Consider the following 14595-nt stretch of genomic DNA (forward strand, 5'->3'; position numbering starts at 1 on the left):
GGCTCCTTACAGCTTCAGCAGGTTGGCGTCGTCGACCGAGGCCGACCGGCGGGCACGGAAGATCGCCATGATGATCGCCAGGCCGACGACGACCTCGCAGGCGGCGACGACCATGACGAAGAGGGCGATGGCCTGCCCCTCGACCGTCCCGTGCATGCGCGCGAAGGTGACGAAGACGAGGTTGGCAGCGTTGAGCATGAGCTCGACGCCCATGAAGACGATGATCGCGTTGCGGCGCAGCAGCACCGTGGCCCCGCCGATGGCGAAGAGGACCGACGCGAGGTAGATGTAGGCCATGTAGGTCATCGGCGGCCGCCCTCCTCGATCTCGTCCTCGGTGCGCGCCGCGAGCTCGGTGTACCGGGTGGGCACGGTGACCTGGTCGCGGGCCGCGAGGACCTTGTTGATGGACAGCTCGGAGATGCTGCCGTCGGGCAGCAGCGCCGGGGTGTCGACGGCGTTGTGCCGGGCGTAGACGCCGGGCACGGGCAGACCGGCGAGGTGCTTGCCCTCCTTGAAGCGACGCTCGCTCCACGCGCGCTGCGTCGGCTTGGGTGCGAGGCGCTCGCGGTAGGCGAGGACCATCGCGCCGAGCGCGGCGGTGATGAGCAGCGCGGAGGTGGTCTCGAAGACCCACACGTACCGGCCGAAGATGTAGTTCGCCATGGCGTTGACGTTGCCCGGGTCGGCGTTGACCTCGGCCAGGCTCGGCGTCGCGGTGTAGCTGACGCGGCGCACGGCGGAGACGAGCAGGCCGACGATGCCGAGGGTGAGCACGACGGTCGCCAGGCGGTGGCCCTTGAGCGTCTCGACGACGCTGTCGGAGTGGTCGACGCCGACGAGCATGACGACGAAGAGGAAGAGCATCATCACCGCGCCCGTGTACACGAAGATGTGCACGACGCCGAGGAGCGGCGCCTCGAGGGTGACGAGGTAGAGCATGCCGAGGCAGATCATCGTCACGACCATGCCGAGAGCGGCGTGGACGGCCTTGCGGGCGAAGAGCAGCCCGCACGCGGCGACGGTGGCGATGACGGCGAGGACCCAGAAGGTCACCCCTTCGCCCGTGGACATCATGACTGGCCCTCCTGCGCCGTCGCGGCGGCGTGGTGCTCCTGCGCCCACCGGGTCTGCTCCGGCGTGGCCGCCGTGACCTTGCCCTGGTAGTAGTCGCGCTCCTCGAGGCCCTCGACCATGGGGTGCGGTGCGGGCACCATCCCCTGCTGGATCGGGGCGAGCAGCTGCTCCTTGGTGAAGATGAGGTCGGCGCGGTTGTTGTCCGCGAGCTCGTACTCGTTGGTCATCGTCAGCGCGCGCGTCGGGCAGGCCTCGATGCACAGCCCGCAGAAGATGCAGCGCAGGTAGTTGATCTGGTAGATCCGCCCGTAGCGCTCGCCGGGGCTGAAGCGCAGGCCCGACGCGTCGTCGTTGCTCTCGCCCTCGACCATGATCGCGTCGGCCGGGCAGGCCCACGCGCACAGCTCACAGCCGACGCACTTCTCGAGACCGTCGGGGTGACGGTTGAGCTGGTGACGGCCGTGGAAGCGCGGCTGGGTGGGCCACTTGACCTCGGGGTACTCCTGGGTGGCGACCTTGCGGAACATCGTCGCGAAGGTCACGCCGAAGCCGGCGACCGGTGCGAAGAGGTCCGAGAAGAACCCGCCCTTGCTCTCGTCAGCCACGGTGCTGCTCCTTCTCGGTGCTCGTGGTGGTGTCGGTGCTCGCGGGGGCGTCGGCCAGGGCCGTCGCGCCGCGACGGTCGGGCTCGACGAGCCGCTGACCGGGCAGCGGCGGCACGGGGTAGCCGCCGGCGAAGGGGTCGACCTCGTCGGGGACGTGCGCCGCCTCCTGCTCCGCGGCCGTGCGCTTCTCGACGCGGGTCTCCCACAGCCAGGTCCCGCCGAGGACGAGGACGGCGATGAAGCCGACGACGACGAGCGAGGCGATGGAGATCTCGCGGCCGAGCAGGCTCACGGTCCCGTCGCCGAAGTAGCCCAGCTCGGGGCTCGCGGCACGCATGAAGGCGACCGCGATGACCCAGACGAGCGCGACGGGGATGAGGAACTTCCAGCCGAAGCGCATGAACTGGTCGTACCGGGTGCGGGGCAGCGAGCCGCGCAGCCAGACGAAGAAGAACATGAAGACCCACAGCTTGGCGGTGAACCACAGCACGCCCCACCAGCCCTGGTCGAGCATGCCGTCGCCGATCGCCGCGATGCCGGGAGGGGCCGCGGGGCCGCCGAGGAAGAGCGTCGTCGCCAGCGCGGAGACGGTGAACATGTTGATGTACTCGCCGAGGAAGAACATCGCGAAGCGCATGCCCGAGTACTCGGTGAAGTAGCCGCCGACGATCTCGCCCTCGCCCTCGGCGAGGTCGACCGGCAGACGGTTGGTCTCGCCGACCATCGTGATGACGTAGATGACGAAGGAGACGCACGCCGGGATGATGAACCACAGGTCGCGCTGCGCGTAGACGATCTGGCTCGTGCTCATCGACCCCGCGTAGAGGAAGACGGCGACGAGCGAGAGGCCCATGGCGATCTCGTAGGAGATGATCTGCGCCGTCGCGCGCAGCCCGCCGAGGAGCGGGTACGTCGAGCCGGAGGACCAGCCCGCGAGGACGATGCCGTACGCGGCGACGCCGGCGACGGCGAGGACGAGCAGGCTCGCGACCGGCAGGTCGGTCAGCTGCAGCGGGGTGCGGTGGTCGAAGAGGCTCACGTCGCCGCCCATGGGCATGATCGCGAAGGAGACGAAGGCCATCGTCGCGAAGATGATCGGCGCGATCGTGAAGATCAGGGCGTCGGCGGCCTTGGGCCGCACGTCCTCCTTGAGCATCGACTTCATGCCGTCGGCCAGCGTCTGCAGCAGGCCGAAGGGGCCGTTGCGGTTCGGGCCGGGACGCTGCTGCATCCGGCCGATGACGCGGCGCTCGAACCAGATGACGAGCAGCACCGAGAGCAGGAGGTAGACGAAGAGAAAGAGCGCCTTGACGAGCGAGAGCCACACCGGGGTGTCGCTGAAGTCGGCCCGCGGCACCGAGGGGTTGACCTCGGTGACGAGGTAGGCGAGGTCGATCATGCGGCACCACCTGGGGTCACGGTGACGACGGCGCCCGAGCGGGCAGCCAGGGATCGGAGGTCGCAGCCCTCGGAGCGGGTCGGCAGCCACACGACGTGGTCGACCATCTCCGTGACGTGGACCGGTGCGGTGACCCGCACGCCGTCACCGGTGACGGTGACGAGGTCGCCCGGCACGACGCCGAGGGACTGCGCGCTCACCGGCGACATGAGGGCTCGCGGCGTCGGCGCGGTGCCGGCGAGGAAGGGCTCCCCGTCCTGCATCGAGCCGCGGTCGAGCAGGTGGTGCCAGGTCGCGAGGACGAACTGGCCCGGGCCCGGCTGCGGGACGGAGACCGGCGCGGCCGGTGCGGGCGCCGAGGTCGGGGCCGTCGTGCGGGCCGGCAGCGTCGCGAGCTCGCGGCGCACCTCGCCCACGGTGCGGGTGCCGAGGAAGACGCCCATCTCGTCGGCGAGCATCGACAGCACGCGGTGGTCGCCCATCGCGGTCGTGTCCAGCGCGGCGGCGAAGGGGCGCTCGCGGCCCTCCCAGTCCAGGAAGGTCCCCTCGCTCTCGGCGTGGGGCGCGATCGGCAGGACGACGTCGGCGTGCTCGGTCACCGTGCTCGGACGCATCTCGAGCGAGACGACGAAGGCGCGCTCCAGCGCGGCCCGGCCGTCGGCGTGACCGATGTCGTCGACGTCGACGCCCGCGACGAGCAGCGCGTCGAGACGGCCGATCGCGGCGGCCTCGAGCATGCCGCCGGTGTCGCGGCCGGAGGTGTCGGGCAGCTCGCGCTCGGTCTGCCAGGCGGCGGCGACCTCGGCGCGGTCGGCGGCGGAGGTGGCGGCGCGGCCACCGGGCAGCAGGCCCGGGAGAGCACCGGCCTCGAGCGCACCGCGCTCACCGGCGCGACGCGGCACCCAGGCCAGACGGGCGCCGGAGGCCTCGGCCAGCTCGGCCGCGGCGGAGAGGGCACCGGGCACGGTGGCCAGGCGCTCGCCGACGAGGACGACCGTCCCCGGCTCGCGCAGCGCCGTGCGGGCCGCGGCGAACGCGTCCCCGCCCATCTGCTCGGTCGTGCCCTCGCCCGCGAGGGCGCGCAGCACCTCGGTCTCGGTGCCCGGGGCGCTCGGGATGAGCGTGCCGCCGAGCTTGTCGAGACCGCGGGTGGCCAGGGGCGCGACGGAGTAGACCGACGTCTTGGCCTTGCGGTACCCGCGGCGCAGCCGCAGGAAGACGATGGGGCTCTCCTCCTCGGGCTCGAGCCCGACGAGGACGACCGAGGAGGCCGAGCCGAGGTCGTCGTAGGTGACCCCGCCGGTCTGCGGCGTGGAGCCGATGACGTGCGCGGCGAGGAAGTCGGCCTCCTCGGCCGAGTGCGGCCGGGCGCGGAAGTCGACGTCGTTCGTGCCGAGGACGACCCGGGCGAACTTCGCGTACGAGTAGGCGTCCTCGGTGCTCACACGACCACCGACGAGGACGCCGGCGCCGCGGGCGGCACGCAGGCCGTCGGCCGCGGCCGCGAGGGCCTCGCGCCACGACGCGACCCGCAGCTCGCCGTCCTCGCGGATCATCGGCAGCTCGATGCGGTCGCCGGTCGTGGCGTAGGTGAAGGCCCAGCGACCCTTGTCGCAGTTCCACTCCTCGTTGACGGCCGGGTCCGCGGCCGCCATCCGGCGCAGCACGGTGCCGCGGCGGTGGTCGGTGCGCAGCGAGCAGCCGCTGGCGCAGTGCTCGCAGGTCGTCGGGGTGGAGACGAGGTCGAAGGGGCGCGAGCGGAAGCGGTAGGCCGCCCCGGTGAGCGCGCCGACCGGGCAGATCTGCACGGTGTTGCCCGAGAAGTAGCTCTCGAAGGGCTGCTCCTCGTAGATGCCGACCTGCTGCAGCGCGCCGCGCTCGACGAGGGCGATGAAGGGGTCACCGGCGACCTGGTCGGAGAAGCGGGTGCACCGGGCGCACAGGACGCAGCGCTCGCGGTCGAGCAGCACCTGGCTGGAGATGTTGATCGGCTTGGGGTAGGTGCGCTTGACGTCCTCGAAGCGAGACGTCGCCCGGCCGTGGCTCATCGCCTGGTTCTGCAGGGGGCACTCGCCGCCCTTGTCGCACACCGGGCAGTCGAGCGGGTGGTTGACGAGGAGCAGCTCCATGACGCCCTGCTGCGCCTTGTCGGCGACGGGCGAGGTGAGCTGGGTCTTGACCTCCATGCCCGGCGCGACGGTCATCGTGCACGACGCCTGCGGCTTGGGCATCGGCTTGACGTTGCCCTCGCGGTCGGGCATCGCGACCTCGACGAGGCACTGCCGGCAGGCCCCGACCGGGTCCAGGCCCGGGTGGTCGCAGAAGCGCGGGATCTCGATGCCGACCTGCTCGGCGGCACGGATGATGAGGGTGTCCTTGGGGACAGAGACCTCGACCCCGTCGATGGTGAGCTCGACGGTCTCGACCGCCGGCTTCGCGGCGGCCGAGCTCTTGTCGCTCGTGACGGTCATGCGGTCACCTTCGCAGTGTCGTTCTGGGAGAAGAGCACGGACGCGGCCGGGGGGAAGAGCTCGGCGGCCGGCGTGTGGCAGCCGGCCTCGAACTCCTCGCGGAAGTACTGGACCGCCGAGGTCACCGGGCTCGTCGCGCCGTCCCCGAGCGCGCAGAAGCTGCGGCCGAGGATGTTGTCGCAGATGTCGACGAGCTTGTCGATGTCCTCCGGGGTGCCCTGGCCGTGCTCGATGCGCTCGAGGATCTGGGCGAGCCACCACGTGCCCTCACGGCACGGGGTGCACTTGCCGCAGGACTCGTGCCGGTAGAAGTCGATCCAGCGCGAGACCGCGCGCACGACGGAGACCGTCTCGTCGAAGATCTGCAGCGCGCGCGTGCCGAGCATCGAGCCGGCCGCGGCGACGGACTCGAAGTCCAGCGGCACGTCGAGGTGCTCGTCGGTGAAGATCGGCGTCGAGGACCCGCCCGGGGTCCAGAACTTCAGCTTCTTGCTCGGGTCGCGCATGCCGCCGGCCATGTCGATGAGCTCGCGCAGGGTGATGCCCAGCGGGGCCTCGTACTGGCCGGGGTTCTTCACGTGCCCGGAGAGGCTGAAGATGCCGAAGCCCTGGGACTTCTCGGTGCCCATGTCGGAGAACCACTCGGCGCCGTGGAGCAGGATCGGCGGCACGGAGGCGATGGACTCGACGTTGTTGACGACCGTCGGGCGGGCGTAGAGGCCCGCGACGGCCGGGAAGGGGGGCTTGAGGCGCGGCTGCCCGCGACGGCCCTCGAGGCTGTCGAGCAGCGCGGTCTCCTCGCCGCAGATGTACGCGCCGGCGCCGGCGTGCACGGTGACGTCGAGGTCGAAGCCCGAGCCGAGGATGTCCTTGCCGAGGTAGCCCGCGGCGTACGCCTCCTCGACCGCGCGCAGCAGTCGGCGGTAGACGTGGACGACCTCGCCGCGCAGGTAGATGAAGGCGTGGTTGCAGCCGATGGCGAAGGAGGTGATGGCCACCCCTTCGACGAGGAACTGCGGCGCCGCCATCATGAGCGGGATGTCCTTGCACGTGCCCGGCTCGGACTCGTCGGCGTTGACGACGAGGTAGCGGGGGCCGCCGTCCGGCGGGGGCAGGAAGCCCCACTTCATGCCCGTGGGGAAGCCGGCGCCGCCACGGCCGCGCAGACCGGAGTCCTTCGTCATCTGCACGAGGTCGGCCGGGTCCATGGTGAGCGCGGTGCGCAGGGCCTGGTAGCCCTCGTTGCGCTCGTAGGTCTCCAGCGTCCAGGACTGCGGCTCGTCCCAGAACTTCGTGAGGATCGGGGTCAGCTGAGTGCTCATCGTCTACTCCCCCTCGGCCTTGTTGTCGTCGTCGGCGATCTTCGTCGCCTCCGCCGAGCGAGCGTCCTCGCCGCCCGGCTTCTCGTCGGGCTCGTTGGCCGGCGCGTTGACCGAGCCGTAGGCGCCCTGCGCCACGCCGCCCGGCGCGTCCGCGCTGGCGGAGGTGCTCGTGGCGTCGGACCCGCCGGGGGCGGTCCAGCCCTCGCGCCGGGCGATCTCGACACCGCGAAGGGAGGCCGGCCCGGCCCCGACGCCCTCGTCGGCGAGACCGTCGGAGAAGCCGGCGAGGACGCGGGAGACCTGCTTGAAGGTGCACACGCGCGAGGGCCCGCGGCTCGGGGCGACGCTCTCGCCGGCGCGCAGGGCGTCGACGAGCTCGACGGTCGAGGCGGGGGTCTGGTTGTCGAAGAACTCCCAGTTCGCCATGACGACGGGCGCGTAGTCGCATGCCGCGTTGCACTCGACGCGCTCGAGGGTGATCTTGCCGTCGGCGGTCGTCTCGTCGTGGCCGATGCCGAGGTGCTCTGAGACCTCGTCCCAGATCTGGTCGCCGCCCATGATCGCGCACAGGGTGTTCGTGCAGACGCCGACGGTGTACTCGCCGTTGGGGTGGCGCTTGTACTGGGTGTAGAAGGTCGCGACGCCGGAGACCTCGGCCGTGGTGAGCTCGAGGGTCTCGGCGCAGAACTCGATGCCCCGACCGGTGATGTAGCCGTCGACGGACTGGACGAGGTGGAGCAGCGGCAGCAGCGCGGAGCGCTTCTGCGGGTAGCGCGCGACGACGAGCTCGGCCTCGGCGGCCAGCTGCTCGAGCACCTCGGCCGGGTAGGGCTCCTTGCTCTCGCTCGGGACGTGGAGGTGCCCCGAGGCGGTCTGCTCTGCGAAGTTGCCGGACATCAGCGGTCCACGCCTCCCATGACGGGGTCGAGCGAGGCGACGGCGACGATGACGTCGGCGAGGTTGCCGCCCTCGCACATCGCCGCGGTGGCCTGCAGGTTGTTGAAGCTCGGGTCGCGGAAGTGCGCCCGGTAGGGGCGGGTGCCGCCGTCGGAGACGAGGTGGCAGCCGAGCTCGCCCTTCGGCGACTCGACGGCGACGTACGCCTGGCCCGGCGGGACGCGGAAGCCCTCGGTGACGAGCTTGAAGTGGTGGATGAGCGCCTCCATCGAGGTGCCCATGATCGTGCGGATGTGCTCGAGGCTGTTGCCCATGCCGTCGCCGCCGACCGCGAGCTGCGAGGGCCACGCGATCTTCTTGTCCTCGACCATGACCGGGCCGGGGTTGGCCTGGAGCTCGTCGGTGACCTGCTCGATGATCCGCAGGCTCTGGTGGATCTCGTCGAGACGGATGCACAGCCGGTCGTAGGAGTCGGCGCCGGTGCGGGTGATGACGTCGAAGTCGTACTTCTCGTACCCGCAGTAGGGGCTGAGCTTGCGCAGGTCGTGCGGCAGGCCCGCCGAGCGCAGCACGGGACCGGTGATGCCGAGCGCCATGCAGCCGGTGAGGCTGAGGTAGCCGACCCCCTTCGTGCGGCCCTTGAGGATCGGGGCCTCGAGGAGGAGCTTCTCCAGCTCGTGGACGCCCTGCCGGATGAGCGGCACGTTCTCGCGGATCTTGTCGATCGCGCCGTGCGGCAGGTCCTGGGCGACGCCACCGGGACGGATGTAGGCGTTGTTCATCCGCAGGCCGGTGATGTTCTCGATGATCGACAGGATCCGCTCGCGCTCGCGGAAGCCGATCGTCATGACCGTCGTCGCGCCCATCTCCATGCCGCCGGTGCCCATGGCGATGAGGTGGGAGGAGATGCGGGTGAGCTCCATCATGAGCACCCGGATCGCGCTCGCGCGCTCGGGGACCTGCTCCTCGATGCCGAGGAGGCGCTCGATGGCCAGGCAGTAGGCCGCCTCCTGGAACATCGGGGTGAGGTAGTCCATGCGGGTGCAGAAGGTCACGCCCTGGGTCCAGGTGCGGAACTCCATGTTCTTCTCGATGCCCGTGTGGAGGTAGCCGATGCCCGCGCGGGTCTCGGTCACCGTCTCGCCGTCGAGCTCGAGGATGAGCCGGAGCACGCCGTGGGTCGACGGGTGCTGCGGGCCCATGTTGACGACGATCCGCTCCTCGGGGTGCATCCCGAGCTCGCCGATCTGCTCGTCCCAGTCTCCGCCGGAGACGTCGACGACGTAGCCCTGCGTCGCCTCGTCGGCGGCGCCGGTCGCGTGGAAGGTTTGAGCGCTCATCAGCTGTACGACCTCCGCTGGTCCGGCGGCGGCACGGTGCCGCCCTTGTACTCGACGGGCACGCCGCCGAGCGGGTAGTCCTTGCGCTGGGGGTGACCGGGCCAGTCGTCCGGCATGAGGATCCGGGTGAGGTCCGGTCGGCCCTCGAAGAGGATGCCGAACATGTCCCACGTCTCGCGCTCGTGCCAGTCGGCGGCGGGGTAGACGTGGACGATGCTCGGGATCCGCGGGTCGGCGTCGGGCACGGCCACCTCGACGCGCACCCGGCGACCGCCGTGGGTGATGGAGAGCAGGTGGTAGACGGCGTGGAGCTCCTCGCCGACCTGCTGGGGGTGGTGCACGCCGGAGACCGACACGCACATCTCGAAGCGCAGCCGGGGGTCGTCGCGCAGCGCCTGCATGACCGACGGCAGCTCGGCCGGCGCGACATGGAGGGTCAGCTCGCCGCGGTCGACGACGACGCTGCGCACCGGCGTGCCGCCGGTCGCGTCCTGCAGGTGGTCGACGACCTCGTCGAAGTAGCTGCCGTAGGGCCGCTCGGCGGTACCGGGGAAGAGGATCGGGGAGCGCAGGCCGCCGTAGCCGGAGGTGTCTCCCCCCTTCGCCGCGCCGAACATGCCGGTGCGCTCGCCGACGACGACCGCGCCGGCGGGGTCGCCCGCGGTCGAGCGGGTCGTGCCGTCGCCGGGGCCCTGGCCCGAGCTCTGCTGCGGGGTGGCCGACGGCGCGTCGGCGACGACGTTGGTCCGCTCGACGGGACGCTGCTCGCCCTGCAGCCCGCCGACGGGCGGCAGGTCGGGGTTGCCGGTGCCGGTCAGGCCCGCGCCCTCGGGGCGCACGGGGTCGCCCGTCGTGCCCGGGGTGTCCTTGTCCTGCTCGCTCATGCGAGGAGATTCCTTCCGACGAGGCCCTCGTGGTCGTGCGTGGGCGCGAGCAGCTCGGTCGGGGTCGCGCCGAGCGCGGCCTGCTCGGCCGCGCGGGCGGCGGCGACGCGGTTGACGCCGAGCTTGCTGCCCTGGATCTGGCCGTGCAGCTCGATGATCGCGTTGAGCAGCATCTCCGGGCGCGGCGGGCAGCCGGGCAGGTAGATGTCGACGGGGATGATGTGGTCGACGCCCTGGACGATGGCGTAGTTGTTGAACATCCCGCCCGAGCTCGCGCAGACGCCCATCGAGATGACCCACTTCGGGTTGGCCATCTGGTCGTAGACCTGGCGTACGACGGGGGCCATCTTCTGGCTCACCCGGCCGGCGACGATCATGAGGTCGGCCTGGCGCGGGGTCGCGGCGAAGCGCTCCATGCCGAAGCGGGCGAGGTCGTAGTGCGGGGTGCCGACAGCCATCATCTCGATGGCGCAGCAGGCCAGGCCGAAGGTCGCAGGCCAGATCGAGGCCTTGCGCATGTAGCCGGCGACGTTCTCGAGCGTCGTCAGGGCGATCCCTGCCGGCAGCTTCTCCTCAAGTCCCATCAGTGTGCTCCCTTTCGCGTCAGTCCCACTCGAGGCCGCCGCGACGCCACACGTAGGCGTAGGCGACGAAGATGGTGATCATGAAGAGCACCATCTCGACGAGTGCGAAGAGACCGAGGTTGTCGAAGGCGACGGCGAAAGGCAGCAGGAAGAGCGTCTCGACGTCGAAGATGATGAAGAGCATCGCGGTGAGGTAGTACTTCACCGGGAAGCGGCCGCCCTCGGCGGCCTGGGGGGTGGGCTGGATGCCGCACTCGTAGGCCTGGGCCTTGGCGGAGTTGTACCGGGCCGGGCCGACGACCAGGCTGGTGCCCACCGACAGGAGGGCGAAGCCCAGACCCAGGGCCAGCAGGATGCCGAGCGGGATGTAGGGGTTCATCGCGTCATGACCTCGCTTTCCGTCAGCACGCTGTGACGCATGTCATTCATCCTAGGGGTCGTCATCGAAGCCTCCTCAGGCGCTCGGCGCCAGGCGCGTCATCGCCTGGATGACGCGGTCGTCGAGGCCTCCGCCGCTCTCCTGCGGCAGGTTGGCCATGAGCTTGAGCATGAAGCGCATGAGGGTCGTCCGGGGAAGACCGTACTTCGTCGCCAGGCGCATGATCTCCGGCTTGCCGATGAGCTTGGCGAACTCGGCACCGATCCGGAAGTAGCCGCCGTGCATCTGCTTCATCCGCAGGACGTAGCGCTGCAGGACGGCCTCGCGGGCGGCCAGGCTGCTCGCGCGCAGCGCCTCGTCGATGACCTCGGCGGCGACGAAGGCGGCCTCGAGGGCGTAGTCGATGCCCTCCCCGTTGAAGGGGTTGACCATGCCGCCGGAGTCGCCGACGAGGAGCAGGCCCCGGTCGTACAGCGGCTGGCGGTTGAAGGCCATCGGCAGGGCCGCGGACTTGATCGGGCCGGTGATCGTCGCCTCGGAGATGCCCCACTCGTCGGGCATCGAGGCCACCCAGCGGCGCATGACGTCCTTGTAGTCCGTGCGCCCGAAGGCCTCGGAGGTGTTGAGGATGCCCAGGCCGATGTTGCTGCGCCCGTCGCCGAGACCGAAGAGCCAGCCGTAGCCGGGCATGAGGATGTCGCGGCCGTCCTCCCCCTTCGTCCACAGCTCGAGGTGGGACTCCATGTAGTCGTCCGTGTGGCGCGGCGTCTCGTAGTAGGCGCGCACCGCGACGCCCATCGGGCGGTCCTCGCGCTTCTCCCGGCCGAGGGCCACGGCCAGGCGCGAGCTCACGCCGTCGGCGGCGACGACGACGGGCGCCCGGTAGGTGACCCGCTCCCCCGTCGCGCGGCCGGTCTCGGACATGACCTTCGCGACGACGCCGACGACGCGGCCGTCGTCGTCGAGGACGGGCTCGGTGACGTTGCGCCGCTCGATGAGCTCGGCGCCGCAGCGCTCGGCGTGCCGGGCGAGGTACTCGTCGAGGTCCTCGCGGCCGCGGGCCATGCCGAAGGAGGGGAAGGAGTCGACCTCGGGCCAGTCGAGCTGGAGGCGCATGCCGCCGCCGATGATCCGCAGGCCCTTGTTGTGGGCCCAGCCGTCGGTCTCGGCGGTGGGGACCTCGAGGTGGATGAGCTGGCGGACCGCGCGCGGGGTGAGCCCGTCGCCGCAGATCTTGTCGCGGGGGAAGGAGGTCTTCTCGAGCAGGACGACGCGGCGGCCGGCCTTGGCCAGCCAGGCGGCGGTCGCGCTGCCCCCCGGGCCGGCACCGACGACGACGACGTCCGCGTGCACGACGTCGCCGTCGAGCCGCGGGGTGGGGGCGTCAGCAGGGGTGGTCACGCTCGTCCTCGGGTGCTTGTGAAGGGATTCACGAACTACGACAGGGTACGTGCCGGTCGCGAAGGGGTGCAGTGAGGTTGTCCTAACCTGGCCCGTCGGGGCCTGGTCGGGTCAGGCCGGGTTGACGCCGCGGTGCAGGGCGACGATCCCGGCCGAGAGGTTGGTCCACTCGACGTCCCGCCAGCCGGCGGTGGCGAGGTCGCTCGCCAGCTCGCGCTGGCCGGGCCAGGCCTGGATCGACTCGGCGAGGTAGACGTAGGAGTCGGGGTTGGAGGAGATCCGGCGGGCCACGGCGGGCAGCGCGCCCATGAGGTAGCGCTTGTAGATCGTGCGGAAGCCCGGGACGACGGGGTCGCTGAACTCGCAGACGACGAGCCGGCCCCCCGGACGGGTGACCCGGCGGAACTCCGCGAGCGCGACGTGCCGGTCGGCGACGTTGCGCAGGCCGAAGGACATCGTCACGGCGTCGAAGGTGTCGTCGGCGAAGGGGAGGCGCATCGCGTCGGCCGCGGTGAGGGCGAGCGCGGGGTTGCGCCGGCGACCCTCGCGCAGCATCCCGAGGGAGAAGTCGGCGGGGACGACGTCGACCCCGCGGGCCGCGAAGGGCTCGCTCGAGGTGGCGGTGCCCGCCGCGATGTCGAGGACCCGCTCGCCGGTCTGCGCGTCGACGGCCTCCACGACGGCCGTGCGCCACGCGCGGTCCTGGCCGAGGGAGAGGACGTCGTTGGTGAGGTCGTAGCGCTTCGCGACGTCGTCGAACATCGACGCGACGTCCTTGGGGTCCTTCTCGAGGGAGGCGCGGATCATGGGCCCATCCTCGCACCCGGCACCTCGCGGCGCGGACGGGCACGAGCGCCGGCACGAGGACGGCCACGCCCGGGGGCAGGCGTACGCTGATCGGGCGATGACCACCCTCGACCCCGCCCTGGCGCGCCTCGACGCCCGCACCTCCCCCTCGTCGTCCCCGCGCCTGGTCTGCCGGACCGTGCGGGTGCCCGCGACCCGGGTCGGCGACCTCCTGGCCCTCCTGCCCGACGACACCTCGCAGGTGCTCTCGTGGGTGCGACGCGGCGAGGGTCTCGTCGGCTGGGGCGAGGTGGCCGGGCTGTCGGTCACCGGCGAGGACCGCTTCGGGCGGGCGCAGGACTGGTGGCGCGAGATCACCGCGGTCGCCGAGGTCGAGGACGAGGTCGAGGTGCCCGGCACCGGCCCGATCTGCTTCGGCTCGATGGCCTACTCGGCCCGCTCGCAGACCCCCTCGCGGCTCGTCGTGCCCGCCGTCGTCGTCGGCCGCCGGGGCCGCGACGCCTGGGTGACGACGACCTGGCTCGCCGGGGAGGAGCCCTCCCCCGTGGACGACGCGGTCGAGACCTCCCTTCGTCCCTCCCCCGCGCCGCGCGCGCCGGAGTCGATCCGCTTCAGCGACGGCGACCTCTCGGCCGGCTCGTGGGCCGGGATCGTCGAGCAGGCCGTCGCGCGGATCAGCGCCGGCGAGCTCGACAAGGTCGTCCTCGCCCGCAGCCTCGACGTCGAGGCCGACTCGCGGATCGACCCGCGCTGGGTGCTGCAGCGCCTCGCGCAGGACTACGACACGACGTGGGTCTTCTCCGTCGCCGGTCTCGTCGGCGCGACCCCGGAGATGCTCGTGCGTCTCGAGCGCGGCCTCGTCACCTCGCGGGTGCTCGCCGGCACGATCCGGCGCACCGGCGACGACAGCCACGACCTCGCGCTCGCGGGCTCGCTCGCGCGCAGCAGCAAGGATCTCGAGGAGCACGAGTACGCCGTGCGCTCGGTCGCCGACGCCCTCGCCGCGCACACCTCCTCGATCAACGTGCCGGAGTCCCCCTTCGTCCTGCACCTCACCAACGTCATGCACCTCGCGACCGATGTCGCCGGGGTCGTCGACGACACGTCGACCTCGCTCGCGCTCGCGGCCTCGCTGCACCCCTCCGCCGCTGTGTGCGGCACGCCGACCCCCGTCGCCGACGGGCTCATCGGCGAGCTCGAGCAGATGGACCGCGGCCGCTACGCCGGGCCGGTGGGCTGGATGGACGCGACCGGCGACGGCGAGTGGGGCATCGCGCTGCGCTGCGGCGCGCAGACCTCGCCGACCTCGCTGCGCCTCTACGCGGGCTGCGGGATCGTCGCCGGGTCCGACGCCGCGAGCGAGGTAGCGGAGTCGGACGCGAAGTTCCTCCCGATGCGCCAGGCGCTCACCCCTCCCGCCTGAGCCGTAA

General features: G+C 71.5%; 14 protein-coding genes. 1 reads left to right on the forward strand and 13 read right to left on the reverse strand.

The features are described from left to right. Positions 1-6 precede the first annotated feature (6 nt). The 13 genes from nuoK to ABIB53_RS04470 all read right to left on the reverse strand — a co-directional run bounded on the left by nuoK (position 7) and on the right by ABIB53_RS04470 (position 13165). A complete protein-coding gene (nuoK, locus tag ABIB53_RS04410) occupies positions 7-306 on the reverse strand; it encodes an NADH-quinone oxidoreductase subunit NuoK (protein ID WP_068276877.1) in 300 nt (99 codons plus the stop codon). Then, positions 303-1076 (reverse strand): NADH-quinone oxidoreductase subunit J, encoded by a 774-nt coding sequence (locus ABIB53_RS04415; RefSeq protein WP_229300036.1) that lies wholly within the window; start codon positions 1074-1076, stop codon positions 303-305. The genes nuoK and ABIB53_RS04415 overlap by 4 nt, the downstream gene beginning before the upstream one ends. After that, positions 1073-1681: an NADH-quinone oxidoreductase subunit NuoI gene (gene nuoI / locus ABIB53_RS04420; protein ID WP_068276870.1), complete on the reverse strand. Its 609-nt coding sequence runs from the start codon at positions 1679-1681 to the stop codon at positions 1073-1075. Before nuoI ends, ABIB53_RS04415 begins: the two co-directional genes overlap by 4 nt. Continuing rightward, positions 1674-3080 carry an NADH-quinone oxidoreductase subunit NuoH gene (gene nuoH / locus ABIB53_RS04425; protein WP_354587249.1) on the reverse strand — a complete coding sequence of 469 codons (1407 nt, stop codon included), beginning with the start codon at positions 3078-3080 and terminating at the stop codon, positions 1674-1676. The genes nuoI and nuoH overlap by 8 nt, the downstream gene beginning before the upstream one ends. Beyond that, positions 3077-5551: an NADH-quinone oxidoreductase subunit G gene (locus ABIB53_RS04430; protein ID WP_354587250.1), complete on the reverse strand. Its 2475-nt coding sequence runs from the start codon at positions 5549-5551 to the stop codon at positions 3077-3079. Before ABIB53_RS04430 ends, nuoH begins: the two co-directional genes overlap by 4 nt. Next, positions 5548-6873 carry an NADH-quinone oxidoreductase subunit NuoF gene (gene nuoF / locus ABIB53_RS04435; RefSeq protein ID WP_354587251.1) on the reverse strand — a complete coding sequence of 442 codons (1326 nt, stop codon included), beginning with the start codon at positions 6871-6873 and terminating at the stop codon, positions 5548-5550. The genes ABIB53_RS04430 and nuoF overlap by 4 nt, the downstream gene beginning before the upstream one ends. Before the next feature lie 3 nt (positions 6874-6876). Further along, entirely contained in the window at positions 6877-7770 is an 894-nt protein-coding gene (gene nuoE, locus ABIB53_RS04440; RefSeq protein WP_068276858.1) for an NADH-quinone oxidoreductase subunit NuoE, read from the reverse strand. Beyond that, a complete protein-coding gene (locus ABIB53_RS04445; RefSeq protein WP_201467672.1) occupies positions 7770-9110 on the reverse strand; it encodes an NADH-quinone oxidoreductase subunit D in 1341 nt (446 codons plus the stop codon). The genes nuoE and ABIB53_RS04445 overlap by 1 nt, the downstream gene beginning before the upstream one ends. Next, positions 9110-9994 (reverse strand): NADH-quinone oxidoreductase subunit C, encoded by an 885-nt coding sequence (locus ABIB53_RS04450; protein WP_354587252.1) that lies wholly within the window; start codon positions 9992-9994, stop codon positions 9110-9112. The genes ABIB53_RS04445 and ABIB53_RS04450 overlap by 1 nt, the downstream gene beginning before the upstream one ends. After that, complete coding sequence (locus ABIB53_RS04455; protein WP_123092298.1) at positions 9991-10578, reverse strand: NuoB/complex I 20 kDa subunit family protein; 588 nt, start codon at positions 10576-10578, stop codon at positions 9991-9993. The genes ABIB53_RS04450 and ABIB53_RS04455 overlap by 4 nt, the downstream gene beginning before the upstream one ends. A 19-nt stretch (positions 10579-10597) precedes the next feature. Continuing rightward, a complete protein-coding gene (locus ABIB53_RS04460) occupies positions 10598-10957 on the reverse strand; it encodes an NADH-quinone oxidoreductase subunit A (protein WP_068276849.1) in 360 nt (119 codons plus the stop codon). 75 nt (positions 10958-11032) lie between these two features. Then, positions 11033-12358 carry a geranylgeranyl reductase family protein gene (locus ABIB53_RS04465; RefSeq protein ID WP_201467674.1) on the reverse strand — a complete coding sequence of 442 codons (1326 nt, stop codon included), beginning with the start codon at positions 12356-12358 and terminating at the stop codon, positions 11033-11035. A gap of 111 nt (positions 12359-12469) precedes the next feature. Further along, positions 12470-13165 carry a demethylmenaquinone methyltransferase gene (locus tag ABIB53_RS04470; protein ID WP_354587253.1) on the reverse strand — a complete coding sequence of 232 codons (696 nt, stop codon included), beginning with the start codon at positions 13163-13165 and terminating at the stop codon, positions 12470-12472. A gap of 97 nt (positions 13166-13262) precedes the next feature. Between ABIB53_RS04470 and ABIB53_RS04475 the strand changes: the two genes are divergently transcribed. Next, positions 13263-14588, forward strand: a complete 1326-nt coding sequence (locus tag ABIB53_RS04475) for an isochorismate synthase (protein ID WP_354587254.1) — start codon at positions 13263-13265, stop codon at positions 14586-14588. Positions 14589-14595: the final 7 nt, after the last annotated feature.

Origin of the sequence: Janibacter sp. UYMM211 (assembly GCF_040547045.1) — a bacterium.
GTDB classification, from domain to species: Bacteria; Actinomycetota; Actinomycetes; order Actinomycetales; family Dermatophilaceae; genus Marihabitans; species Marihabitans melonis.

Bases quoted from the DNA above. Each gene is read 5' to 3' on its own strand.
- nuoK (WP_068276877.1), bottom strand. From the start codon at position 306: ATGACCTACATGGCCTACATCTACCTCGCGTCGGTCCTCTTCGCCATC.
- ABIB53_RS04415 (WP_229300036.1), bottom strand. From the start codon at position 1,076: ATGATGTCCACGGGCGAAGGGGTGACCTTCTGGGTCCTCGCCGTCATC.
- nuoH (WP_354587249.1), bottom strand. From the start codon at position 3,080: ATGATCGACCTCGCCTACCTCGTCACCGAGGTCAACCCCTCGGTGCCG.
- ABIB53_RS04430 (WP_354587250.1), bottom strand. From the start codon at position 5,551: ATGACCGTCACGAGCGACAAGAGCTCGGCCGCCGCGAAGCCGGCGGTC.
- nuoF (WP_354587251.1), bottom strand. From the start codon at position 6,873: ATGAGCACTCAGCTGACCCCGATCCTCACGAAGTTCTGGGACGAGCCG.
- nuoE (WP_068276858.1), bottom strand. From the start codon at position 7,770: ATGTCCGGCAACTTCGCAGAGCAGACCGCCTCGGGGCACCTCCACGTC.
- ABIB53_RS04445 (WP_201467672.1), bottom strand. From the start codon at position 9,110: ATGAGCGCTCAAACCTTCCACGCGACCGGCGCCGCCGACGAGGCGACG.
- ABIB53_RS04450 (WP_354587252.1), bottom strand. From the start codon at position 9,994: ATGAGCGAGCAGGACAAGGACACCCCGGGCACGACGGGCGACCCCGTG.
- ABIB53_RS04455 (WP_123092298.1), bottom strand. From the start codon at position 10,578: ATGGGACTTGAGGAGAAGCTGCCGGCAGGGATCGCCCTGACGACGCTC.
- ABIB53_RS04460 (WP_068276849.1), bottom strand. From the start codon at position 10,957: ATGAACCCCTACATCCCGCTCGGCATCCTGCTGGCCCTGGGTCTGGGC.
- ABIB53_RS04470 (WP_354587253.1), bottom strand. From the start codon at position 13,165: ATGATCCGCGCCTCCCTCGAGAAGGACCCCAAGGACGTCGCGTCGATG.
- ABIB53_RS04475 (WP_354587254.1), top strand. From the start codon at position 13,263: ATGACCACCCTCGACCCCGCCCTGGCGCGCCTCGACGCCCGCACCTCC.